This is a genomic window from Halomonas sp. XH26, assembly GCF_024138895.1.
GTDB lineage: Bacteria > Pseudomonadota > Gammaproteobacteria > Pseudomonadales > Halomonadaceae > Vreelandella > Vreelandella alkaliphila.
The window spans coordinates 583,089-605,851 of sequence record NZ_CP071889.1 but is presented as its reverse complement, the minus strand read 5'-3'; the positions used below and the strand labels follow the sequence as shown (position 1 = coordinate 605,851).

Annotated in this window: 19 protein-coding genes; 1 reads left to right on the top strand and 18 read right to left on the bottom strand. The window is 52.9% G+C overall.

Going from position 1 to position 22,763, the window contains the following annotated elements:
• The first annotated feature begins 309 nt into the window (after positions 1-309).
• Entirely contained in the window at positions 310-1,842 is a 1,533-nt protein-coding gene (gene ppx / locus J4377_RS02845) for an exopolyphosphatase (protein ID WP_253486572.1), read from the top strand.
• Here ppx and tilS read toward each other — a convergent pair.
• The 18 genes from tilS to rpsB form a co-directional block, all read right to left on the bottom strand.
• Complete coding sequence (gene tilS / locus J4377_RS02840; RefSeq protein ID WP_253486569.1) at positions 1,826-3,115, bottom strand: tRNA lysidine(34) synthetase TilS; 1,290 nt, start codon at positions 3,113-3,115, stop codon at positions 1,826-1,828. The two genes, ppx and tilS, sit on opposite strands and share 17 nt — an antisense overlap.
• Positions 3,096-4,052, bottom strand: a complete 957-nt coding sequence (locus J4377_RS02835; protein WP_038486504.1) for an acetyl-CoA carboxylase carboxyltransferase subunit alpha — start codon at positions 4,050-4,052, stop codon at positions 3,096-3,098. The genes tilS and J4377_RS02835 overlap by 20 nt, the downstream gene beginning before the upstream one ends.
• Positions 4,053-4,225: 173 nt before the next feature.
• The gene (gene dnaE / locus J4377_RS02830) at positions 4,226-7,729 is read right to left on the bottom strand and encodes a DNA polymerase III subunit alpha (protein WP_120385800.1); all 3,504 of its coding nucleotides are present in this window, start codon (positions 7,727-7,729) and stop codon (positions 4,226-4,228) included.
• A gap of 38 nt (positions 7,730-7,767) precedes the next feature.
• Positions 7,768-8,385 carry a ribonuclease HII gene (gene rnhB, locus J4377_RS02825; RefSeq protein WP_120385801.1) on the bottom strand — a complete coding sequence of 206 codons (618 nt, stop codon included), beginning with the start codon at positions 8,383-8,385 and terminating at the stop codon, positions 7,768-7,770.
• Positions 8,375-9,574 carry a lipid-A-disaccharide synthase gene (gene lpxB, locus J4377_RS02820; RefSeq protein WP_198348705.1) on the bottom strand — a complete coding sequence of 400 codons (1,200 nt, stop codon included), beginning with the start codon at positions 9,572-9,574 and terminating at the stop codon, positions 8,375-8,377. The genes rnhB and lpxB overlap by 11 nt, the downstream gene beginning before the upstream one ends.
• Positions 9,575-9,635: 61 nt before the next feature.
• A complete protein-coding gene (gene lpxA / locus J4377_RS02815; RefSeq protein WP_253486567.1) occupies positions 9,636-10,403 on the bottom strand; it encodes an acyl-ACP--UDP-N-acetylglucosamine O-acyltransferase in 768 nt (255 codons plus the stop codon).
• On the bottom strand, positions 10,400-10,843 hold the full coding sequence (gene fabZ / locus J4377_RS02810) for a 3-hydroxyacyl-ACP dehydratase FabZ (RefSeq protein ID WP_038481200.1): 444 nt from the start codon (positions 10,841-10,843) through the stop codon (positions 10,400-10,402). Before fabZ ends, lpxA begins: the two co-directional genes overlap by 4 nt.
• 137 nt (positions 10,844-10,980) lie before the next feature.
• The gene (lpxD, locus tag J4377_RS02805; protein ID WP_038486502.1) at positions 10,981-12,018 is read right to left on the bottom strand and encodes a UDP-3-O-(3-hydroxymyristoyl)glucosamine N-acyltransferase; all 1,038 of its coding nucleotides are present in this window, start codon (positions 12,016-12,018) and stop codon (positions 10,981-10,983) included.
• 52 nt (positions 12,019-12,070) lie between these two features.
• Positions 12,071-12,577 carry an OmpH family outer membrane protein gene (locus tag J4377_RS02800; protein ID WP_038481196.1) on the bottom strand — a complete coding sequence of 169 codons (507 nt, stop codon included), beginning with the start codon at positions 12,575-12,577 and terminating at the stop codon, positions 12,071-12,073.
• 47 nt (positions 12,578-12,624) lie between these two features.
• Entirely contained in the window at positions 12,625-14,976 is a 2,352-nt protein-coding gene (gene bamA, locus J4377_RS02795) for an outer membrane protein assembly factor BamA (RefSeq protein ID WP_370687195.1), read from the bottom strand.
• A gap of 100 nt (positions 14,977-15,076) precedes the next feature.
• The gene (gene rseP, locus J4377_RS02790; protein ID WP_038481192.1) at positions 15,077-16,435 is read right to left on the bottom strand and encodes an RIP metalloprotease RseP; all 1,359 of its coding nucleotides are present in this window, start codon (positions 16,433-16,435) and stop codon (positions 15,077-15,079) included.
• 55 nt (positions 16,436-16,490) lie between these two features.
• A complete protein-coding gene (gene ispC / locus J4377_RS02785; RefSeq protein ID WP_231658268.1) occupies positions 16,491-17,675 on the bottom strand; it encodes a 1-deoxy-D-xylulose-5-phosphate reductoisomerase in 1,185 nt (394 codons plus the stop codon).
• Complete coding sequence (locus J4377_RS02780) at positions 17,672-18,493, bottom strand: phosphatidate cytidylyltransferase (RefSeq protein ID WP_038481186.1); 822 nt, start codon at positions 18,491-18,493, stop codon at positions 17,672-17,674. Before J4377_RS02780 ends, ispC begins: the two co-directional genes overlap by 4 nt.
• Complete coding sequence (uppS, locus tag J4377_RS02775; RefSeq protein WP_038481184.1) at positions 18,486-19,271, bottom strand: polyprenyl diphosphate synthase; 786 nt, start codon at positions 19,269-19,271, stop codon at positions 18,486-18,488. Before uppS ends, J4377_RS02780 begins: the two co-directional genes overlap by 8 nt.
• A gap of 106 nt (positions 19,272-19,377) precedes the next feature.
• Positions 19,378-19,935, bottom strand: a complete 558-nt coding sequence (gene frr, locus J4377_RS02770; protein WP_038481172.1) for a ribosome recycling factor — start codon at positions 19,933-19,935, stop codon at positions 19,378-19,380.
• Between the two features lie 4 nt (positions 19,936-19,939).
• On the bottom strand, positions 19,940-20,713 hold the full coding sequence (gene pyrH / locus J4377_RS02765; protein WP_038481158.1) for a UMP kinase: 774 nt from the start codon (positions 20,711-20,713) through the stop codon (positions 19,940-19,942).
• A 122-nt stretch (positions 20,714-20,835) separates the two neighbouring features.
• The gene (gene tsf, locus J4377_RS02760; RefSeq protein ID WP_038481144.1) at positions 20,836-21,705 is read right to left on the bottom strand and encodes a translation elongation factor Ts; all 870 of its coding nucleotides are present in this window, start codon (positions 21,703-21,705) and stop codon (positions 20,836-20,838) included.
• 218 nt (positions 21,706-21,923) lie between these two features.
• A complete protein-coding gene (rpsB, locus tag J4377_RS02755) occupies positions 21,924-22,673 on the bottom strand; it encodes a 30S ribosomal protein S2 (RefSeq protein WP_038481130.1) in 750 nt (249 codons plus the stop codon).
• Positions 22,674-22,763 lie beyond the last annotated feature (90 nt).

The following is a 22,763-nucleotide window of genomic DNA, read 5'->3' as shown; positions in this document are numbered from 1 at the left end:
ATGCCAATAAAGGAGTAGCGGCATCAATGACTGCTTAGCGTGAGGGTGCTAATAAACTAGTTAATCTGATCGGCACAGAAAATGCTGTTTCAGCGGGTTATCTGACGACTTGGACATCTGGCTGATGCCATTGGATACGTACTGCTCGGAATACCCGAGTAATACGCCTGTTTAATAGGCAAACAAGTTAACTCGGATCAAGCCAGTAGTTCGATGGTAGTCAAGGCCCGCGATAAACGCAAGTGTTTGACAATTGACAATACTAATAAGGCACCGCAACCTTGGCATAGCCACTAGGAAGGAACGCCCATGCCCAAGGAAATTTCACTCCCTCTCACCGCGCCGTCGGCTGAACTGGATCACACTGAACCGCAGCGCTTAGCCGCCATCGACCTGGGTTCTAACAGCTTCCACCTGCTGGTCGCTAACTATCAAAACGAGCGCCTTCAAGTCGTTGCCAGGATGGGTGAAAAGGTTCAGTTAGCCGCTGGGCTAGACGAGAACGGCTATTTAAACGAGGCAGCCATGCAGCGCGCGTTGGACTGTCTAGGCCGTTTTGCACCCTTTCTCAACGACATTGAGGATGCCAATCTGCGCATTGTCGGTACGAATGCGTTGCGCGATGCCTATAACAGCCAAGCGTTTATCGAGCGTGCCGAAGCGCAGCTTGGCCACGCCATCGAAATTATTGCTGGCCGCGAAGAGGCCCGGCTTATTTATTTAGGTGCCGCCCACGCGCTAGCCGAAACTGGTCGCCGCTTAATTGTTGATATCGGCGGCGGATCGACGGAATTTATCATTGGCGAAGCCTTCGAGCCCAAAGCACTTGAGAGCTTACGCATGGGCTGCGTCACCTTCAGCAGCCGCTTTTTTCCTGATGGCGAACTTAGTGAAAAGCGTATGCGTCGTGCTGAGCTGTCTGCCCTGTCAGAACTGGCCAACATTCAGCGTCCCTACCTACGCCTTGGCTGGGATGACCCGGTGGGCTCCAGCGGAACGATAAAGGCTGCCGCGAGCGTGTTATATGCTTACGGCGATTCGCCCCAAGAAGGTGTTATCACCCGTAGTGGATTGAAAAAGCTGCGTGAACGCCTACTAAAATGCAAACAGCTGGAGAAAGTTGAGCTAGATGGTCTAAAACCTGACCGAGCAAAAGTCTTTCCGGCAGGTATCGCCATTTTAAACGCTATTTTTGAAGCCTTTAATCTTTCCCAAATGCGCTTTGCAGACGGCGCCCTGCGCGAAGGAGTGCTTTATGACATGGCGGGACGGAATAGCGCGGAAGATACCCGTTCTAAAAGCCTAGATGCATTGAAGCGGATTTATGATGTTGATTCTCGGCAGGCAGAGAATGTCGCCGACACTGCCCTTCGCCTATTCAATAAAGTAAAAAAATCCTGGGGATTAACAAAAGAGCAAGGCCACTATCTTGTCTGGGCAAGCCATGTACATGAAATTGGTTTGGCTATTTCTCATAGTCAATTCCATCGCCACGGCGCCTATTTGCTAGAACATTCCGACCTGGCTGGCTTTTCACGCCCTGAGCAGCGTCTACTGGCGTTTTTAGTGCGCGCCCATCGACGCAAGTTTCCGACTAAAGAGTGGCAGGCGCTGCCCGCCTCTCACCAGGAAGGCTGTGCCAAACTTGCTCGCCTGCTGCGCCTTGCCGTGCTTATTAATCACTCTCGGTCTGAAAATCCCCCGCCGCTACCAGAGATTAACGCAGAGGGTGAAGCACTGCTGATGACGCTACCACCCAGCGACGAACCGACACTGTTAAGTACCGATATGGAGCAGGAACAGGCCTATATGACAGCGGCTGGTTTTACGTTTTCGGTGTAGAGGTAGAGGCAAGAACAACGCCTTCAGCCTGCCACAATACGTCGGCAGGCGGCTGGATAACGCCCAAGCATAACTCACCTTCCATTACTACAATCAAACGCTCACGCTCCCAGGGCGGCACTCCCCGCTCTTGGAGCAAGCGTTTAACGTCACGCCGTCCGCGCTCTTTTAACGCAACTATTTCACCACCACGTCGCCAACGCAAGGTTACGCGGCGCGGCGGCGCCAGCGATACTTCCAGCCTCCCCAAAGGGGTTAGCTGCCCTGGCGTACCCTCCCACTCGACTTCCCATTCAGGCAGTGGATTAAGCGGCCTCATGAGATAGAGATGGCGTTGCCAAATCCGCGCGTCTACCCCTGGCCATACAACCTTCACCTGGGCGTCGTTCACTGCGCCTAACTGCGCTAGCAGGCTTTCGAGGCGTTTTTGCGGAGGGGTTGGGAGCGCTAGCTGCTTACAAAGCGTACGCACCAGCAGCCGCTGGCGAGGTAAGGAGCGTTGACTAAGCAGCGTAGCATCCATGCAGTGCTCTCCGCGCATCAGCGTTGCCAGCTCTTCCGCGGCATAGGCCGCCAATAGCTGGTCTGCCTCACCGGCATGCTGGGCGCTATTGGCAAGGGCTCGTGCAGCACCAGGCCAACGTAGCTGTAATGCTGGCATCACTTGATGGCGTAAGCGATTACGATCAAACGCGATGTCTCGGTTTGTCGGGTCTTCGCACCAACTGATTGATAATCCATGCGCGGCATCAGCCAACGTCTGTCGGCTGACACTCAACCAGGGCCGCAGCAGAGTGAGCCCCTGCCACTCGCGGCGAAAAGGCATGCCCGCCAAGCCACGCACACCACTGCCGCGCAACGCGGCCAGCAGTAGCGTCTCGGCTTGGTCATCTTGGTGCTGGGCTAGCCATAGCGTATCGCCAGCGGGAATATGCGCCATGAACGCCTGGTAACGCGCTCGCCGCGCCGCCCCCTCTATACCTTCGCCCTGAGCGTCCACAGCAACGTTTGCCGTCACTAGTGATACACCAAGCGTATCGCACAGCGTTTGACAATGCGCTTCAAAGGCGCTGGCTGCCGCCTGTAGACCATGGTTAATATGAATCGCCCGCAGCGGACGACGTGCGTCCCGGCAAACCTGAGCGGACAGCGTCAGCAGCAGCGAAGAGTCTAGCCCACCGGAAAGCGCTATCCAAATAGTACGCCCCGGCGGGGTCTCCGCCAGGGCGTCATTCAGTAAACGTAACAGCGGCTTAGGCGGCTGGGGCGCCATAGCTCATTAACCGCTTATAGCGGCGCTCCAGTAACGCATCGCTATCAAAGCTTTGCAGACGCTCCAGACTATTAGCCAAAGCCTCTTTAACGCGTTCAGCCGTTGTCAGCGGATGGCGATGAGCACCACCTAGCGGCTCTTTAATCAGCTCATCAACAAAGCCAAGCTCTTTGAGGCGCTCAGCAGTGATCCCCATGGCTTGGGCGGCGTCAGATGCTTTTTCAGCGCTCTTCCAAAGAATAGACGCACAGCCTTCCGGAGAAATAACCGAATAGGTGGAGTACTGCAGCATATGCAGCTCGTCGCACACACCAATCGCCAGCGCGCCACCAGAACCACCTTCCCCCACTACGGTGGAGATAATCGGTGTTTTCAGGCGTGACATCACCGCCAAATTATACGCAATGGCTTCCGACTGACCGCGCTCTTCCGCATCGATCCCTGGGTAAGCCCCAGGCGTATCGATAAACGTTAGGATGGGCATTTTAAAGCGTTCGGCCATTTCCATTAGGCGACAGGCTTTACGGTAGCCTTCTGGGCGCGGCATGCCAAAGTTGCGACGTACTTTCTCTTTAACATCGCGTCCTTTTTGATGCCCAATGACCATCACCGGCTGATCATTCAGACGCGCGACGCCTCCGACAAGGGCTGCATCATCGGCAAAGTTGCGGTCGCCGTGAAGCTCATCAAAGTCAGTAAAAATATGCTCAAGATAATCCAGCGTATAAGGGCGCTGCGGATGGCGAGATATCTGGGAAACCTGCCAGGGCGTTAAATCCTTGAAGATCGATTCGGTTAACTTACGGCTTTTCTCTTCCAGCCGAGATATCTCATCGGAGAGATTAACCTGGCTATCGGAGCTGACCAAACGCAGCTCCTCAATTTTTGCCTGAAGCTCGGCAATGGGCTGTTCAAAATCGAGATAGTTAGGATTCATCGGCTCTGCCTGTAAGCTGCCTATAAAAAAAGAAGCCTTGTCGAAACGGGCATGTATGAGGGGCATTATCGCACCCTGAACCTGCCACGCAAGGCAGTACCCTTTCAATTAGCGTGCCGCACCGCCATTTAGCACTCAATTTGACGGTAGCACGCGCACGTTTGTAGCGTTTGTTAGCGGTAACGTAGCTGAACGCCAACCTGCCCCTGCACATCACGAAGGGCCAACAGCAGGTCGTCGCTGGGAGCTACTTTCCATTCATCAGCCAGCGCCAGCCAGCCAACCGCTGCTGAGTGGCGATACTGTAGCCGTACCGGCAACCCGCCGGTATCGCGGTATGGCGTAAGACTCTCACGCAGGCTATCGACTAAACGCCCGTTGATCTGTTCAGCATCTAATGCTAATTCCACTGCTTCGCCATAGCGAATCCGCGCGGTCACCATCGGCGTAACGTCTTTACCCCGCAAGCGCAAACCGCCGGAGAAGTCATCGTTGGATACTTCACCTTCAACGATAATCACTTGGTCAGATTCGATTTGGCCTCGCAGTTGATCAAATAGCTCGCCAAATAGAGAGGCCTCGATACGCCCGGTGCGATCATCCAGCGTGATAAACGCCATGGTATCGCCACGTTTGGACTTCATGGTGCGCATGGCTACCACTAAGCCAGCCACCCGCTGCGGCTCACGAGAGGCCTTCAAATCACTAATGCGAGTAGAGACAAAGCGCTTTAGCTCACGCTCATATTCATCAATGGGATGGCCGGTCAGATAGAGACCCAGCGTATCTTTTTCACCAGAAAGACGCTCACGATCTGTCCATTCACGGGCGCTCTGATACTCAGCATAAGGATCCGTTTCTTCCTCTTCCGCTGTAAACGCATCGCCAAACATATCCAGCATACCCAGATTTTGGTTGGCATGGTTTTGAGCAGCCGCTTTCAAGGCGTCTTCCATCGCGGCGGAAAGCACCGCCCGGTTAGGGCCAAGATTATCCAGTGCGCCAGAGCGAATCAGCGCTTCTAGCGTTCGCTTGTTCATCCGTTTTGGATCAAGGCGGCGACAAAAATCGAAAAGATCTTTAAATGGACCATCGGTGCTACGGGCTTCAACAATCGCACCAATCGGACCTTCACCCACACCGCGAATGGCACCCAGGCCGTAAACCACGCGCCCTTCCGTATCAACGGTGAACTTGTAGCCACCGACATTAACATCCGGCGGTGTGACGGTAAGCTTGAGGTGGCGGCACTCCTCAATTAGCGGCACCACCTTGTCCAGGTTATCCATTTCCGTTGACATAACGGCGGCCATAAACGGGCCAGGATAGTGCGCTTTCAACCAGGCGGTTTGATAAGACACCAAGGCGTAAGCGGCAGAGTGCGATTTGTTAAAACCATAACCGGCGAATTTCTCAACAAGATCAAAGATATTGCCAGCAAGGTCTTTATCGATACCGTTGGCGGCACAGCCTTCCATAAAGCCTGAACGCTGCTTGGCCATCTCTTCGGGCTTTTTCTTACCCATGGCGCGGCGCAGCATGTCCGCCTGCCCCAAAGAATAGCCGGCCATTACCTGAGCAATCTGCATAACCTGCTCTTGGTACAAAATAATGCCGTATGTCGGGCTAAGTACCGGCTTTAACAGGTCATGCTGATAATCTGGGTGGGGATAAGAGACTTCGGCACGGCCGTGCTTACGATTGATAAAGTCATCAACCATGCCGGACTGCAGCGGGCCTGGGCGGAATAGCGCCACCAGGGCGATCATATCGTCGAGGGAGTCTGGCAGCAGGCGCTTAATCAGCTCCTTCATACCACGAGATTCCAACTGGAAAACGGCGGTGGTTTCCGCGCGTTTAAGCATCTCAAACGTTTTGCTGTCGTCCAGCGGGATAGCGTCGATGTTAAGTGGCGCTTGACCGTTTACCCCCCGCACTTTATCGACCATTTCCAGTGCCCAGTCGATAATCGTCAGCGTCCGCAAGCCCAAAAAGTCGAACTTTACTAGCCCAGCGTCTTCGATGTCGTTTTTATCGAACTGCACCACCAGGCCAGAGCCATCTTCATCGCACAGCAGCGGCGAGAAATCGGTCAGTTTGGTGGGCGCAATGACGACGCCCCCCGCGTGCTTACCGGTACCCCGGGTGGTGCCCTCTAGCTTGAGGGCCATTTCCCAGATCTCTTCGGCTTCGTCGTCATTGCCGATAAACTCTTTCAGTGCCGGTTCTTGCTCTATCGCTTTGGCAAGCGTCATACCCACTTCAAAGGGGATCAGCTTAGAAAGCTTATCGCCTAAGGAGTAAGGCCGCCCCTGAGCGCGCGCCACATCGCGCACCACCGCTTTTGCAGCCATGGTGCCAAAGGTGACAATCTGAGATACCGCATTGCGGCCATAGCGGTTAGCTACATACTCAATCACTTTGTCGCGTTTTTCCATGCAAAAATCGACGTCAAAGTCGGGCATGGAGACACGCTCAGGATTAAGAAAGCGTTCGAACAGCAGATCGTAGCCAATGGGGTCAAGATCGGTAATTTTTTGCGCGTAAGCCACTAATGAGCCCGCACCGGAACCACGCCCTGGGCCGACTGGCACGTTGTTATCCTTGGCCCACTGGATAAAGTCCATCACGATCAGGAAGTAACCAGGAAAGCCCATTTGGATAATAACGTTCAGCTCAAACTCAAGCCTGTCACGGTAACGTTGATCAATCTCGCGATATGCGTCGCTATCGCGGGGGTACTGTTCAACAGGGAACAGAAAATCTAACCGTTCAGTGAGGCCGTCATGGGAGACTTTGCGGAAAAACTCATCCTGAGTCATCCCTTCGGGAATTTCGAACTCAGGTAGGAAAATTTCGCCCAACCGTACATCAACGCTACACCGCTCGGCGATCATAACGCTGTTCTCAAGCGCCTCAGGAATATCAGCAAACAGTGCTGCCATCTCCTCAGGGCTTTTTAGGTACTGCTCTTCGGTGTAGCGTCTTTCACGGCGCGGGTCATCCAAGGCCTTGCCTTCGCCGATGGCAACGCGGGTTTCGTGTGCCCAAAAGTCCTCCCGCTCTAAAAAGCGCACGTCATTGGTCGCTACCACTGGGGTATTCGACTCAATCGCCAGCTTCACACTCGCGTGAACGCAATCTTCTTCAAGCGGCCGCCCGGTACGGATTAACTCCAAATAAAAACGGTCTGGAAAGGCGCGCTGCCACTCTTCCAACAGCTCCCGAGCTTCGCGTTCATGATCAGACAGCAAGTGACGACCTATCTCGCCTTCACGTCCGCCTGATAGCGCAATTAGTCCTTCGCTTTGCGCTAGCACCCACTGTTTGTCCAGAATGGCTCGCCCTTGGCGCTGGCCATCGGTCCACCCCTTAGAAATCAATTCGGTGAGATTGCGGTAACCAACATCGTTCATCGCCAGCAGCGTAATGCGATACGGATGGGCCTCATCATGGGGGTTGTACAGCCATAAGTCGCTACCGATGATGGGCTTGAGACCAGCGCCCTGCGCCGCTTTGTAGAACTTAACCAAACCAAACAAGTTAGCTTCATCGGTTAAGGCCAGAGCCGGCATCCCGCGCTCAGCGGTGGTACTGACCAGTGACTTGAGTTTTACCAAGCCATCAACCAGGGAGTATTCACTGTGCAAACGTAGATGAACAAACGGAACCGTCATGGGACTCTCAGCAACAAAGCTAGATAAATAGAAAATGCTTACAGCAGCGCTAACTGACGCTGAACCGGCGCAAAGCTCCGGCGGTGTTCGGCAAGCGGCCCGTGTGCAGACAATGCCGCTAAATGTTCTTTCGTTGGATAACCTTTATGGCGGGCAAAGCCATAATCAGGATAGCGCAGATCAAGCTCAGCCATCTGAGCATCTCTGGCCACCTTGGCCAAAATTGACGCAGCGGCGATCGCAGGATGGCGGGCATCACCTTTTACCACCGCTTGCCCAGGAAGCTCGTGGCCGGGCAACCGATTACCATCTACCAATAAATATTCAGCCGCGGGTATTAAAGCATCAATGGCACGCCGCATAGCAAGATGAGTGGCATGGTAGATATTTAGCTGATCAACCTCAGCAGCACTGGCCTCGGCCACAGCAAACGCTAGCGCACGTTCGCGAATCTGCACATCCAGCGCTTCGCGCTTCTTAGCGGTGAGCTTTTTTGAATCCGTCAGCCCCTCAATAGGGCGACTAGGATCAAGAATCACCGCCGATGCCACAACACTGCCAATCAGAGGCCCACGCCCAACTTCGTCAACGCCCGCTAAGAAGTCACCACGATAGTCGATCACTAAGGGGGAATAGTCAGTCGGCTTAACGGCCATGATGATTCCCTTCTTGGGAAGCTATTTCGTTGCTATCCAATGGCTGGCCCGCCACCATCGCGGAAATTGCTTGTGCCGCCCGTTGGCTGGCATTGCGCTGTAATGCACGATGCATATCGGCAAAGCGTGCCTCCAGGGCGTTACGTTCTTGGGCATTATTAAGCATTTCGCCGAGCCGATCAGCGATCGTTTCTGGTGAGGCAGCGTCCTGAATCAGCTCGGGCACAACGCCCTCTTGAGCAATCAAATTGGGTAGTGAAATCCACTCGGTTTTCACCAACCGCTTTGCCAGCCAGTGGGTCGTCGGTGCCATTTTATAAGCCACTAGCATTGACCGATGACATAGCATGGCTTCTAGCGCGGCGGTGCCCGAAGCCAGCAACACAGCATCGCTGGCTACCATCGCCTCGCGAGCCTGCCCTTCCAAGAGCATGACACGCTCGCTTAACGTGGGGTAGCTTGCCAGGAGCTGGGTGATTTCTTGATAACGCTGGTGGGTCGCTGCGGGAATGACCACATGTAGCGCTTCATTACGCTGGCAGAGCAGCTCAGCAGCGCGTAAAAACGTATCACCAAGAAAGCGTATTTCATTACCCCGGGAACCAGGCAATATTGCCAGAACAGGGGCTTGAGCAGGCAATGCGAGTGTTTGGCGAGCCGCTTGGCGATCATTCTCAAGCGGTAATTCATCCGCTAATGGATGACCAACAAAGGCGACCGGTACCTGGTGCTGATGGTAAAAGTCAGCCTCAAACGGCAGTAGCGTCAACATGCCATCAACCGCCTTGGCGATCTTTTTCACCCGCCCTTGCCGCCATGCCCATACCGAAGGGCTGACATAGTGAGCTGTCTTTAATCCGGCGGCACGCAGCTGTTTTTCAAGGCCGATATTAAAGTCAGGCGCGTCAATGCCAATCATAATATCCGGCTGCCAGGCGAGCGCTTCTTCACGCAGAGTGCGGCGCACGCGAATGAGCTCTGGCAAGTGCTTGATGACTTCAACAAGACCCATCACCGATAATGTTTCAAGGGGAAAGCGGCTCGTCAGACCATGCGCTTCCATGCGAGGCCCACCCAGCCCACGAAACTCAATGTTGGGGTGACGCAGCTTCAGCTCGTGCATCAATCCTGCCCCGAGGATATCGCCGGAGAGTTCACCTGCAACAATATAGACGCGCTGAAGTGTCATGATGACGGGAGAAGTAGTGGCATTTGAATCCATCGTTGATGTCAGCTAGACATCAATATCGTTAGCGGACGATACCGCGCGTTGACCGCTCAATAGAGTCGGCAAACGTGGTGACTTCGGGCAGGTCGAATCGGCTGCGCATTTCGCTAACCGCCTGCTCGACAGTTAAGCCCTGGCGGTATACCAGTTTATAGGCACTGCTTAATGCATTGATCGCGGCTCGACTAAAGCCGCGGCGCTTCAAGCCAACAAGATTAAGGCCTCGCGCTTCAGCAGGGTTGCCATTGATCATCACATAGGCGGGCGTGTCTTTGGTAATAATCGACCCGCCTCCGGCCATCGCATGTTCACCAAAATGACAAAACTGGTGAACAGCCGCTAGGCCACCCAAAATGGCGTGATCGCCGAGAACCACATGACCTGCCAAAGTAACTTGGTTAGCTAGGATACAGTCGTTGCCAATCACACAGTCATGACCGACATGAACATACGCCATAAATAGGTTACGCGAGCCAATAGTGGTTTCGCCGCGATCCTGCACGGTACCACGATGGAGGGTAACGCCTTCACGGACAACGTTATCATCCCCCATTACCAACCGTGTTGGCTCGCCCGCGTATTTCTTGTCTTGGCAGTCTTCTCCTACCGAAGCAAACTGAAAAATTCGCGTACGTTCACCTAGAACGGTAGGCCCTTTAATAACCACGTGGGGGCCTATCACAGAGCCAGCGCCAATCGTGACGCCTGGCCCAATAACACTAAACGGGCCAACCTCAACGTCGTCAGCAAGCTGCGCTTTGGGATCAACCAGTGCAGTAGGGTGTATCAAGCGACCTTCCTCTCAGCACAAATAATTTCCGCCTCACAGGCTAATTCACCATTAACCGAGGCACGGCAGGCGAACTTCCAAATACCACGTTTCCCACGGATGACATTGGCTTCCAGGACTAACTGGTCTCCCGGCATAACAGGGCGTTTGAAGCGCACATTATCGCTTCCTACTAAATAGTACACATAGCCGTCAGCGGGCAGCTTATTGACTGTTTTAAACCCTAAAATACCGCACACCTGAGCCAGCGCCTCTAAGACTAAAACACCTGGCATAATGGGATGGTGCGGGAAATGGCCATTAAAAAACGGCTCATTAATACTGACATTTTTGTACGCAACGATGGATTCACCCACGGTTAATTGCGTTACTCGATCCACCAGCAAAAACGGGTAGCGATGAGGCAAGTATTCGCGAATTTCGTTAATATCCATAACCATCGTAACGACCTCTAAAATGACAAAAGGCCTGAATCATATCAGGCACGCGCCAGCAAAGTTGCTGGTTAAAAAACAGTGAATTATAACCTGCTGCTATGCAGCCTCAAGCTAGCTGTATCTATATTGCTGGCATAATTCTACTTGCTGCGATGGCTTTTCTCTAAACGAGATAAACGCTTGGCTATTTCATCTAGCTGTTTAAATCGCACCGCATTCTTGCGCCATTGGGTATTACTCATGGCACCAGTACCCGAAGAGTAGACACCTGGCTCATGAATCGAATTGGTCACTAGACTCATCCCCGTTACCTGCACACCGTCACAAATAGTAAGGTGTCCGGACAGTCCAACGCCCCCTCCGAGCATGCAGTGTTTACCCACTGTCGTGGAGCCAGCAATGCCAACACATCCCGCTAGTGCACTGTGATCACCAATGATTACGTTATGCGCAATCTGTACCTGGCTATCGATTTTTACATCGTTGCCAATGACGGTGTCTCCCAACGCGCCACGGTCAATGCTTGAGCAGCTGCCGACTTCAACATCATCGCCTAGCACAACCCCGCCTAATTGAGCGATTTTGTGCCATCCTGCCCCGTCATGGGCAAAGCCGAAACCATCACCACCGATCACACAGCCGCTTTGCAAAATCACTCGCTTGCCCACAACAACACCGTGGCAAACAGTAACGTTGGCGTGTAGCCGAGTATCATCGCCAATCACACTATCGGCACCAATCACACTGCCAGCACCAACAACTACACGCTCACCTAACACAACGCCTGCCTCAATCACTGCATGTGCTTGAACAGAAACACCTTTGCCCAACATAGCGTCATCCGCTACAACAGCTGTAGGGTGAATACCTGTAACATCCCGAGCAGGTAACGGATCAAATAGCTGGGAAAGCTTTGCGTAACCTAAGTAAGGATTAGCCATCTCTAAGCGCGGAACAGGGCAATTCTTGCCATGCTCGGGATGAAGCAGCACCGCCGCTGCTTTTGTGGTTGCTAGATCTTTTAAATACGCACGATTAGCGAGAAATGCGACTTGATCAGGCGCTGCCTCTTTAAGCGTTGCAAGACCCCGAATCGGCTGTTCGGCGTCGCCTTCAAAATCGACGTCCAAGTGACGTGCAATATCCGCAAGGGTAAGGTGATGAGGAGCGTGCGTCATAGAAGCCCAGAGAAACATGGGTGCGGGCTAGCCCGCACCAACAGTCCTAAAATTAGTTTAGCGAATCAAAAATCTGTGTGACTTCATTAGTCACATTAGGCAGGTCAGTTGATGAGTGCAACACCCCTTGAGGTTCTACCAGAACATCAATGTTGTGGCGCTCTAGCACCTGCTCTACCGCTTGTTCCAGCTTGGGCTCAGCGCCTTCAAGAAACCGCTGCTCAGATGCTTGCTGCGCTTGGATCACTTCACGGCGCAGCTGCTCAAAGCGGCTACCCTTTTGCTGAAGCTCAGCAATGAGCGGATCTCGCTGAGACTGAGACATCGTCTCACCTTCACGCTGTAAACGCTCTTGTAGGCGTTGAAGCTCTTCGCCCAACGCTTGAGCCTCACGCTGCTGGTTACCGATTTGGCCTTCCAGTTGGCTCAACGATGACTGAGCCGACTGTGTATTCATCAACGCGGCGCGCCAATCAAGCACTGCCACTTCAGCGGCAACGGCGTAGGCGGGTAGCGTCATTGCACCAAGTAGGCACACAGCTGCTGTCAGTTTACGCATCGTGTTAACTCCTTTTTATTAGGTAGGTACCAACGTATCCCACCATGTTAGAACGTTTGGCCCAGCGAGAACTGGAAGAACTGAGTATCGTCACCGCTTTTATCGCTTAACGGCTCTGCCACGCTGAAGGTCAACGGGCCTACCGGCGTTAGCCACGAAAGGCCGATACCAACGCTGTAACGCAAGTCACCCAAGTCGACTCCAGAACTGCATTGCTGGCGCCCAACATCTGCTTCCTGCACATCATAGCAAGAACTCAAGAAGGTATTACCCGCGTCGAGGAAGAGCGACGGTTGAATCGCACGCTGATCTTCCACAAAGGGCATTGGGAAGAGCACTTCTGCCGACCCTTCTACCAATATATTGCCACCCAACGTACGGTCACGACCACCATCTCGAGTCGGCGTTGTACGCTGTCCCAGGGTGTTTGAAGTAAAACCACGTACTGAACCTAAGCCACCCGCATAGAAGTTCTCATAGAACGGATAAGGATCATTGCTACCCAGCGTGTCGGCATAGCCTAGATTACCGGTAAACTTCAACGCCCAGGTCTGGTCATCATTGATCGGGAATAGCTGCTGGGCACGAGCACGCAGCTTGTAGTACTCCGCATCACTACCAGGGACACCTGTTTCTAGCGATACACGCTGATAGTTACCCGCTGTTGGCATAATGCCACGGTTCAAGTTATTACGTGTCCAGCTCGCAGTCAGCTTCAGGCTTTGTGCATTATCGCCTTGATCTTCGACGTAACGAATAATTTCTGAGGCAGAGTCGTTGTAGGTTTTAACCGTGATTTCTTCAAGACTGGCGCCGAAGTTCAGACGGGAAAGCTCGCTGATGGGATAACCGAAGTTAATACCAGCGCCGTAAGCATCGGTGGAGAACGTCGAAATATCGGAGTCGCCGTAATCAGTTTCCCGATAAAAGAGATTATAACCGCGCGAAATACCATCCAGTGTCCAATAGGGATCCGTGAAAGCAAAGTTAACACTGGTAAACGTATCACTACGTTGTGCACCTACGTTGACACGGTTCCCGGTGCCCAGGAAGTTATTTTGCGCCAGACCAACGCCGTAAATCACACCTGCGCTTTGTGAAAAGCCGACACTGGCAGAAACTGAGCCAGACGGCTGCTCTTCAACGTTATACGTTACGTCTAGTAAGTCAGGCTGTCCCGGGACCGGTTGCGTATCAACCTCTACTTGGCTAAAGAAGCCAAGACGCTCTAAGCGTTGACGCGACTGAGTAATCGACTCAGTCGAGGCAGGTGCACCTTCTAACTGGATCATTTCGCGACGCAATACTTCGTCTTGCGTTGTGGTATTGCCGAAAAACTCAATGCGACGTACATAAGTTCGCTGACCAGGGTTGACCGCGATCACTAAATCAACCGTTTCACCATCACCGGCCATTTCAGGGATACCTTGAACTTCAGCAAACGCAAAGCCTTCCGCACCAAGTCGCTGGCGAAGCGCTTCAGTAGACGCATTAAGATCGCCACGAGAGAACGTATCACCACGGCTAATGGTCAGTAGTTCGTTCGCTTCGTTTTCGCTGATTTGCAGATCACCTGCAAAACGAATGTCACCAACTTGGAACTGATTGCCTTCATCAATATTTAATGTGATGAAAATTTCTGACTTTTCGGGACCAATCGATACCTGCGTTGAGGTGACATCAAAATTAACGTAACCACGATCCAGGTAAAAAGAGCGTAGTCGCTCAATGTCACCTGCAAGCGCTTCACGAGAGTAATCATCCTTAGAGAACCAACCAAAAACACGCCCTGGCCGATCATTTAGCTCGAATACGTCGCGCAGCGTCTCGTCGTCGAATGCCTCATTACCAACAATATTGATCTGTCGGATTTTAGCGACTTCGCCTTCGTTAACATTGATATTAACCTGAACACGGCCTTCATCAATTTCGTCAACTTCAACATCGATGCCAGCGCTGTAGCGTCCCTGAGCTTGATAAACCCCTTCAAGCTCACGCTGAATCTCTTCCAATGTGGAAAGCTGGAGCACCTGCCCCTCGGAAAGGCCTGATTCGCGTAGGCCGTTGCGTAGATCCTCATCAGAAATCTGCTGATTCCCTTCGATGTTCAAGCGCGCGATGGTCGGCCGCTCAACCACCTGAATAACCAACACATCCCCCTCTCGCGCGAGGGAAACATCTTCAAACAAGCCTGTGGCAAACAAATCTCGCGCAGCAGCAGCAAGCTGCTGTTCGCTAACGCGATCATTGGCATTGACGGGAAACGCATTAAAGACCGAGGCGGCAGATACCCGCTGCAGTCCTTCCACACGAATGTCGGAAACATCAAAGGATTGTGCTTGGGCACTGCTGGTACCTACCAGCAACAATGCCGCCATTCCAAGGGTCTTGATTTTCATGCAGTCAGTTCGCTCGCGTTGGTCTGCCCATCATTCCAGATAGGCACCATATACATTTGTGCAGGCAGATGACAAGGCATCCAGCGCCCTACACGCGTCATTACCACAGGCGCATCAGATCAAAATAGAGAGCCATTAACATTAGGGTGCCTACCATGGCAAGCCCAATACGCAACCCTACTGCTTGCGTTTGCTCAGAGACCGGCCGCCCACGCACGACCTCTATAAAATAATAAAGTAAATGCCCACCATCGAGCACAGGTATTGGCAGTAGATTAAGCACGCCAAGGCTGATGGAAAGATACGCTAGAAAGCCTACGAACGCTTCCATCCCCGCACGAGCAGAGTCACCTGATATCTGCGCGATGGTAATCGGCCCCGAAAGGTTCGACGGTGAAATAAGCCCCACCAGCATCTTACGGATAGCATCTACCGTCAGTAGCGTCATCTCACCTGTACGTGATAACGCCTGACCTACCGCTGCTACAGGCCCGTAACGAATTTCACGTTGAAACTCTTCAGGCCATGTTACCTGCTGCGCTCCGGCACCAATGTACCCAACCTCACCGCCACTCTCCAGCGTATTACGACCAGGCGTTAAAGAGAGGCTGCCCTGCTCATCACCACGCTGGTAACTCACCACTAGGGTTTGGCCTGCACTCTCACGAATAACCGAGACAAACTGCATCCAATCATCAATTGGCTCGCCATCCAGTGACAAAATACGATCACCTGCCCGCAGGCCAGACTGTGAAGCCGCCTGGCCATCAATCACTTGGCCTAGCACCGCGGGTACGTTGGGGCGCCAAGGAGTAATACCCAAACTCTGCATTGGCTGGGGCGGGTCCTGGCGAACCATGTAGTCAACAACAGGAAGCTGATAAACCCGTGAGGCATTCGCCCCTTCAGGCTGCGCCTCAAGCATCAAGTCACCATTAAACCCGATCATGGAGACAAGCTTTAAGTTAATCTCTTCCCAGGAGCGCATAGCATCCCCCTGGATAGAGGTAATCTCTGCACCGTGAGAAAGCCCTGCCTCTGCCGCAGGAGAGTTAGGAGCAACATCGCCCACTACTGGGGCAACGGTTGTGGTGCCAGCAACAAACAGTGCCCAATAGGCCACAATCGCGAGTAAAAAATTTGCAATCGGGCCAGCAGCAACAATAGCGATACGCTGCCACACATTTTTACGATTAAATGCTTGATCTAATTGCTCTTCAGGTACAGGCGCTTCACGCTCGTCAAGCATTTTCACATAGCCGCCTAGCGGTATGGCCGCCACCGCAAACTCTGTGCCGTGACGATCAACGGTCGACCACAGCGGCTTACCAAAGCCAACCGAGAAGCGCAGCACTTTTACACCGCAGCGCCGCGCCACCCAAAAATGGCCAAACTCGTGAAAGGTTACCAACAACCCCAGTACCACGATCACCGCTAATATGTTCTGAATCAGGCCCACTCTTCGCTCCTTTACATAACTCGCTGATCAACGATGGCTGATGCCAAGCGAATTACTAGCATACTATTAGCGCCGCCTGCTCCCGTGCCCACTGATCTGCAGATAATATCTGCTCAAGCGTGTCCGCACGTCCTTCAAACGGTAGAGCCATCACTTTTGCCACTACATCAGCAATCGCGCTGAAGCCAAGCTGTCCTTCCAGAAAAGCTTCCACGGCGACCTCATTCGCCGCATTCAAAATCGCCGGTGCAGCGCCGCCCTTGTGCATAGCATCGCGGGCGAGCGACAAGCAGGGGAAAAGCGCTTCATCAGGGGCTTCGAAATCCAGACGCGCCACCTGAAAAAGATCCAACGTCTCAACACCCGCATCAATCCGTTCCGGCCATGCCAATCCATAAGCGATAGGCGTACGCATATCAGGATTACCCAGCTGCGCAATCACCGAACCATCATCATAGGCAACCATAGAGTGAATAACGCTTTGCGGATGAACTACAACCTGTATCTGATCAGGCGTTGCATCAAATAGCCAGCACGCTTCGATAAGCTCTAAGCCTTTATTCATCAACGTCGCGCTGTCGACGGAGATTTTGCGCCCCATTGACCAGTTAGGATGATGACAAGCCTGCTCGGGGGTCACATTAGCGATATCTTCTGCCTGCCAGCCACGAAAAGGGCCGCCAGAGGCGGTGAGCAGCAGCTGGCGAACACCGTGCTGACGCAATCCACCTCTATGCTCGGTAGGTAGACATTGGTAAATAGCATTATGTTCGGAATCAATCGGCAATAAAGTTGCACCTGAGCGAGCAACAGCGTCCATAAACAGCGCGCCACTCATCACTAAAGCTTCTTTATTGGCCAACAGTACGCGCTTACCTGACTCGGCAGCTGCTAGCGCAGGTAGCAGGCCCGCTGCGCCAACAATAGCGGCCATAACGGTATCCACCTGCCTGTCTCGTGCCACCTGGCAAAGCGCCATAGCCCCTGAAAGAACATTGGTAGTGAGGCCTGATGTTAAAATTGCTTGCTGCAACCAGGCCGCATCCTCAGGATCATCTAACACAGCAACAACTGGACGATGAACACGACATTGCGCTAAGAGCGCTTCTTTTGAGGTATGAGCCGTTAAGGCATAAACGCTATAACGATCTGGATATTGAGCAATGACATCAAGAGTACTTTTACCAATTGAGCCTGTTGAACCAAGCACTGTAATACGTTGAACAGCTGGTGGGCTCATAGGACGCTCACCTGGAGATGGATCACCTGCAGATAGAACAGCGCAAAAATAGGCACTGCTGCCGTCAAGCTATCAATACGATCCAATACGCCACCGTGGCCTGGCAAGAGCTGGCTTGAATCTTTGATATCCCGATAGCGCTTAAGCATACTTTCGAGAAGATCACCAAGCACTGAAACTAGCGTAACCAATCCGGTAATCACTACCAGTGCAACACCGCCCATAAGATTAATGGGCTGCCACACAGCGAACACAATCGCTAGCAATAGTGTGGCCGCAAGGCCGCCATAAACACCTTCCCAGGACTTACCTGGGCTCACTTTTGGAGCAAGCTTATTTTTCCCCCAACGCCTGCCAGCAAAGTAGGCGCCAATATCAGCGGTCCAGACCAGCAATAGCACAAACAGCAGCCATACAGCACCACTATCGCGGAGCACATTGAATCCTACCCAGCACGGCAGCAGCACCCACACACCCATGAGCAACCGACGAGAAGTGGCTTGCCATTGGTTGGCAGTATCAGGGTAGTGAGTCACCCAATAAAGATTAATCACCCACCCCACAGCTGCCAGCCAAAGCGGCCAAGCGGCTAGCGCTGCCTCTGCCAGCCACATCGCCAGCATTAATACTCCCATAACAGCCACCAGGAAAAATCGCGCTCCCTGGCGGGCTACACCGGCTAAGTTGGTCCACTCCCAAGCACCTAGCAGCACAATTAGTGCTGTAAACAGTGCAAAGGCTCCACCTTGTAGTCCGAACAAGCCGATCAGCGTCAGGGGCGCTAACCAAGCTGCTGTAATCATCCGCTGTTTAAGCACCTTGCGCCTCTATTTGTGCGTCGGTCATACCAAAACGACGGCGACGTAGGCAAAAGTCGTCCAGCGCTTCATCAAGCGCCGCCCCGTTGAAATCTGGCCAGAGCAGTGGCGAAAAATGCAGTTCTGCATAAGCCAACTGCCATAACATAAAGTTAGATAGCCGCTGCTCCCCGCTGGTGCGGATGCATAAATCTACCGGCGGTACATTGTGCGTATTCATTGCCGCATCAAGACGCGCCTCATCAATATCGGAAGCCACTAACTCACCTGCGGCTACTTGCTCCGCCAACTGCCTAGCCGCTCGCGCAAGGTCCCATTGGCCACCGTAGTTGGCCGCAATCACCAGATGCATGCCAGTATTCTCTGCGGTTAACGACTCGGCACGCTGAATATGCTTTTGGATCGCATAGGAGAAACCACGCTGTTCGCCAATAATTGACAGGCGAATATTACGCTCATTGAGCTTTTTGACTTCACGCTTAAGCGCCATCAAAAAAAGCTCCATCAAGGCATTCACCTCAGCTGCTGGACGCTTCCAATTTTCACTAGAAAAAGCAAAAAGACTCAGTGTCTGAACGCCTCGCTGCGCAGCGCGTTCAATAACCGCCCGCACGGCTTCAACACCGGCTCGGTGACCGCGTACTCCGGAAAGCCCACGTGCACGCGCCCAGCGGTTATTACCATCCATAATAATAGCAACATGGGATGGCGGTGCCTCCTCGGATCGAGAAGGCGGTGTGCCATCCTGCTGCGCTTGGGGAAGCTGCGGAGACGTCATGGGTTCTCGCACCAAAGATCAGTCATAGTAAAGCCAAGCGATGGCCCACGGGCAGCCAAGCTCCCCGTGGTTGATTGAAAGCAGGTAGCTATTTTTACACTAATAACTATACCTGCATGAGATCTTGTTCTTTTGCGGCAAGCGCTTTATCAACCTCAGCAATATACTTATCCGTCAACTTCTGGATTTCGTCTTCGCCCTGGCGCTGATCGTCTTCAGTAATTTCTTTATCCTTCAGCAAAGACTTAAAATCACCGTTGGCATCACGACGTACGTTACGCACCGCCACGCGCGCATGTTCAGCTTCGCTACGCGCCTGCTTGATGTAACCTTTGCGCGTTTCTTCGGTCAGCATCGGCATCGGCACACGAATGACATTACCGGCGCTGGCAGGATTGAGCCCCAGATCAGAGGTCATAATTGCCTTTTCAATCTTAGGCACCATGCCCTGCTCCCAAGGCGTCACTGTCAGTGTACGAGCATCTTCCACGTTAACAGAAGCCACTTGATTTAGCGGCACCTGGCCACCGTAATAATCAACGGTAACAGCGTCGAGAATACTGGGATGAGCACGCCCCGTACGGATCTTGTTGAAGTTACTGTGCAGCGCTTCAACGCTTTTCTTCATGCGAGATTCTGCATCTTTCTTGATGTCATTGATCACGATATTACCCTCTGTCTATCAGCGTGCCTTCCTTGCCCCCTACTACCAAATTCAGCAGGGCACCAGGCTTATTCATATCAAATACCCGCACCGGCATATTATGGTCACGTACCAGGCAGATTGCGGTCAAATCCATAACGCCCAATTTTTGGTCTAGGGCATCGTCGTAGGAGAGCTGGTCGTACTTCACGGCATCGGGATGCTTAACCGGATCTTTATTGTACACGCCGTCCACTTTGGTGGCTTTGATCACCACGTCAACATCTACTTCAATACCACGCAAGCAGGCTGCAGAGTCGGTCGTAAAGAAAGGGTTACCCGTACCAGCTGAAAACAGCACCACGTCTCCGGACGTTAAGTAGCGGATGGCGGTGCGGCGGTCGTAATGCTCCACCACACCACTCATGGGAATCGCTGACATTACCCGCGAGCGAATATTGGAGCGCTCAAGTGCATCCCGCATTGCTAGCGCATTCATCACTGTTGCCAGCATTCCCATGTGGTCACCCGTCACCCGATCCATGCCGGCTTCATTAAGCGCCGCGCCACGAAATAGGTTTCCACCACCAATCACGATACCCACCTGAACGCCAATACCAACCAATTGGCCAATCTCTAGCGCCATACGATCCAGCACTTTCGGATCAATACCAAAATCGTGCTCACCCATTAGCGCTTCGCCAGACAACTTCAGCAAAATACGTTTGTATTTTGATTTCGACTTTTCAGCCTTGCTGGCAGCAACTGCGGGGGCGGACTCTTGAACTTCACGTGACATGGCATCTCTCCTGAGGCAGACCTGAACACAGGCGGGCGAGACGACCCCAGTTTTTCACAGGGGCCGGATACACAAAAGCGTGCGCTCGCGCGCACGCCATCTTCTTTCTGAAACCTCTGACCTTAGCGACGGCCAGCCTGTTCCATAACTTCTTTAGCAAAGTCGACTTCTTCTTTCTCGATGCCTTCGCCCACTTCAAAGCGAGTGAAGCTAACCACTTCGCCACCCGCCGCTTTCACGAACTCGGCAACGGATTGGTTCGGGTCTTTAACGAACGGCTGCTCGGTCAGGCTGTTCTCGGCCAGGTACTTTTTCAGACGGCCTTGAACCATTTTCTCAGCGATCTGCTCAGGCTTACCGGCCATGTCCGGCTGGGCCAGAATAATCGCTTTTTCTTTATCCAGCTCTTCCTGCGGCATATCTTCTGGGTGCGCAACCGACGGATTGATCGCTGCTACGTGCATAGCAACGTCTTTAGCAGCTTCCGTGTTACCACCTTTCAGAACGGTCAAGACGCCGATACGGCCGCCGTGAACGTATTCACCTACAAGGCCACCTTCAACGGCGTTCACAACAACGGCACGACGCACACCGATATTCTCGCCGATTTTCTGCACCAGCTGCTCACGAGTAGACTCGAGGTCGCCAGCCATTACCGCTGCAACGTCTTCATTTTTCGCCGCAAAGAACGCATCCGCGATCTTGTTGGTGAAAGCGATGAAGTTGTCGTCACGGGCAACGAAATCAGTTTCGGAGTTGATCTCGACCATTACGCCGTAGCTGCCGTCTTCTGCTACGCGAGTAACAACGGCACCTTCTGCAGCGGTACGACCCGCTTTTTTCGCGGCTTTAAGGCCAGAGCTTTTACGCAGGTTCTCAATTGCAACTTCGATATCACCGTCGGCTTCAGTAAGTGCTTTTTTACACTCCATCATGCCAAGACCGGTACGTTCGCGCAGTTCCTTAACCTGAGAGGCGCTGATAGCAGCCATGAGTTTTCACCTCGGAAATGGTTCTAGCTGAAAGTTAAACGCGCTACAGAGTATAGGCTCGGTAGATGACCGTTGCGTATCACTTTGTAGAGCATTCGCCGGCATTAAGCGTCCGGCATAATCGGCCCACTTGAGCGAACTCAAAGCGGGAAAAAGGGGGCATAAGGCCCCCTCTTAAACATGATGCGGCTTATCTGGCCGCCGCACCACTGCAACCGTTACTCGGCAGCAGCGTCAGTGTCGGCAGAAGCGGCTTCTTCAGTCACTTCAACAAACTCTTCCGGACGACCTTCTTTTGCACGACCACACGCGTCAGCAATTGCTTTCACGTAGATCTGAATAGCGCGGATGGAGTCGTCGTTACCCGGGATAACGTAATCAACGCCATCTGGGTTTGAGTTGGTATCTACCACACCAATAACCGGGATACCCAGTTTGTTGGCTTCGTTGATCGCGATGCGTTCGTGGTCAACATCGATAACGAACAGCGCGTCAGGAAGGCCGCCCATGTTCTTGATACCGCCGATAGAACGCTCAAGCTTCTCTTGCTCGCGAGTTGCCATCAAGACTTCTTTCTTGGTCAGCTTCTCGAACGTGCCGTCTTCGCGCATGGTTTCAAGATCACGCAGACGCTTGATGGACTGACGAATGGTCTTGAAGTTAGTCAGCATACCACCCAACCAGCGATGGTTGACGAACGGCTGGTTAACGCGGTTTGCTTCTTCTTTGATGATCTTGCTAGCGCTGCGCTTGGTGCCAACAAACAAAATTTTGTTGTTGGATGCCGCCATCTTCTCAACCACGTCGATCGCTTCGTTCAGCGCCGGCAAAGTGTGCTCGAGGTTGATGATATGAATCTTGTTGCGCGCGCCGAAGATGAACTTGCCCATCTTCGGATTCCAGTACTTGGTTTGGTGACCGAAGTGAGCGCCTGCTTTCAGCAGGTCACGCATATTAACGTGAGACATGATAAAACTCCTGAAACTCGGGTTAGGCCTCCACGCACCCCATGGATCCGACCAGTGGCATCGTCAAACGCTGCCAGCGGCACCCGGGAC

What these genes read in the sequence shown, in the direction of transcription:
- ispC (WP_231658268.1), bottom strand. Translation starts at nt 17,675, where the DNA reads ATGAGCCCACCAGCTGTTCAACGTATTACAGTGCTTGGTTCAACAGGC.
- rnhB (WP_120385801.1), bottom strand. Translation starts at nt 8,385, where the DNA reads ATGGCCGTTAAGCCGACTGACTATTCCCCCTTAGTGATCGACTATCGT.
- pyrH (WP_038481158.1), bottom strand. Translation starts at nt 20,713, where the DNA reads ATGTCACGTGAAGTTCAAGAGTCCGCCCCCGCAGTTGCTGCCAGCAAG.
- fabZ (WP_038481200.1), bottom strand. Translation starts at nt 10,843, where the DNA reads ATGGTTATGGATATTAACGAAATTCGCGAATACTTGCCTCATCGCTAC.
- tilS (WP_253486569.1), bottom strand. Translation starts at nt 3,115, where the DNA reads ATGGCGCCCCAGCCGCCTAAGCCGCTGTTACGTTTACTGAATGACGCC.
- tsf (WP_038481144.1), bottom strand. Translation starts at nt 21,705, where the DNA reads ATGGCTGCTATCAGCGCCTCTCAGGTTAAGGAACTGCGCGAACGTACC.
- J4377_RS02800 (WP_038481196.1), bottom strand. Translation starts at nt 12,577, where the DNA reads ATGCGTAAACTGACAGCAGCTGTGTGCCTACTTGGTGCAATGACGCTA.
- rpsB (WP_038481130.1), bottom strand. Translation starts at nt 22,673, where the DNA reads ATGTCTCACGTTAATATGCGTGACCTGCTGAAAGCAGGCGCTCACTTC.
- lpxD (WP_038486502.1), bottom strand. Translation starts at nt 12,018, where the DNA reads ATGACGCACGCTCCTCATCACCTTACCCTTGCGGATATTGCACGTCAC.
- uppS (WP_038481184.1), bottom strand. Translation starts at nt 19,271, where the DNA reads ATGACGTCTCCGCAGCTTCCCCAAGCGCAGCAGGATGGCACACCGCCT.
- lpxB (WP_198348705.1), bottom strand. Translation starts at nt 9,574, where the DNA reads ATGACACTTCAGCGCGTCTATATTGTTGCAGGTGAACTCTCCGGCGAT.
- bamA (WP_370687195.1), bottom strand. Translation starts at nt 14,976, where the DNA reads ATGAAAATCAAGACCCTTGGAATGGCGGCATTGTTGCTGGTAGGTACC.
- J4377_RS02835 (WP_038486504.1), bottom strand. Translation starts at nt 4,052, where the DNA reads ATGAATCCTAACTATCTCGATTTTGAACAGCCCATTGCCGAGCTTCAG.
- ppx (WP_253486572.1), top strand. Translation starts at nt 310, where the DNA reads ATGCCCAAGGAAATTTCACTCCCTCTCACCGCGCCGTCGGCTGAACTG.
- dnaE (WP_120385800.1), bottom strand. Translation starts at nt 7,729, where the DNA reads ATGACGGTTCCGTTTGTTCATCTACGTTTGCACAGTGAATACTCCCTG.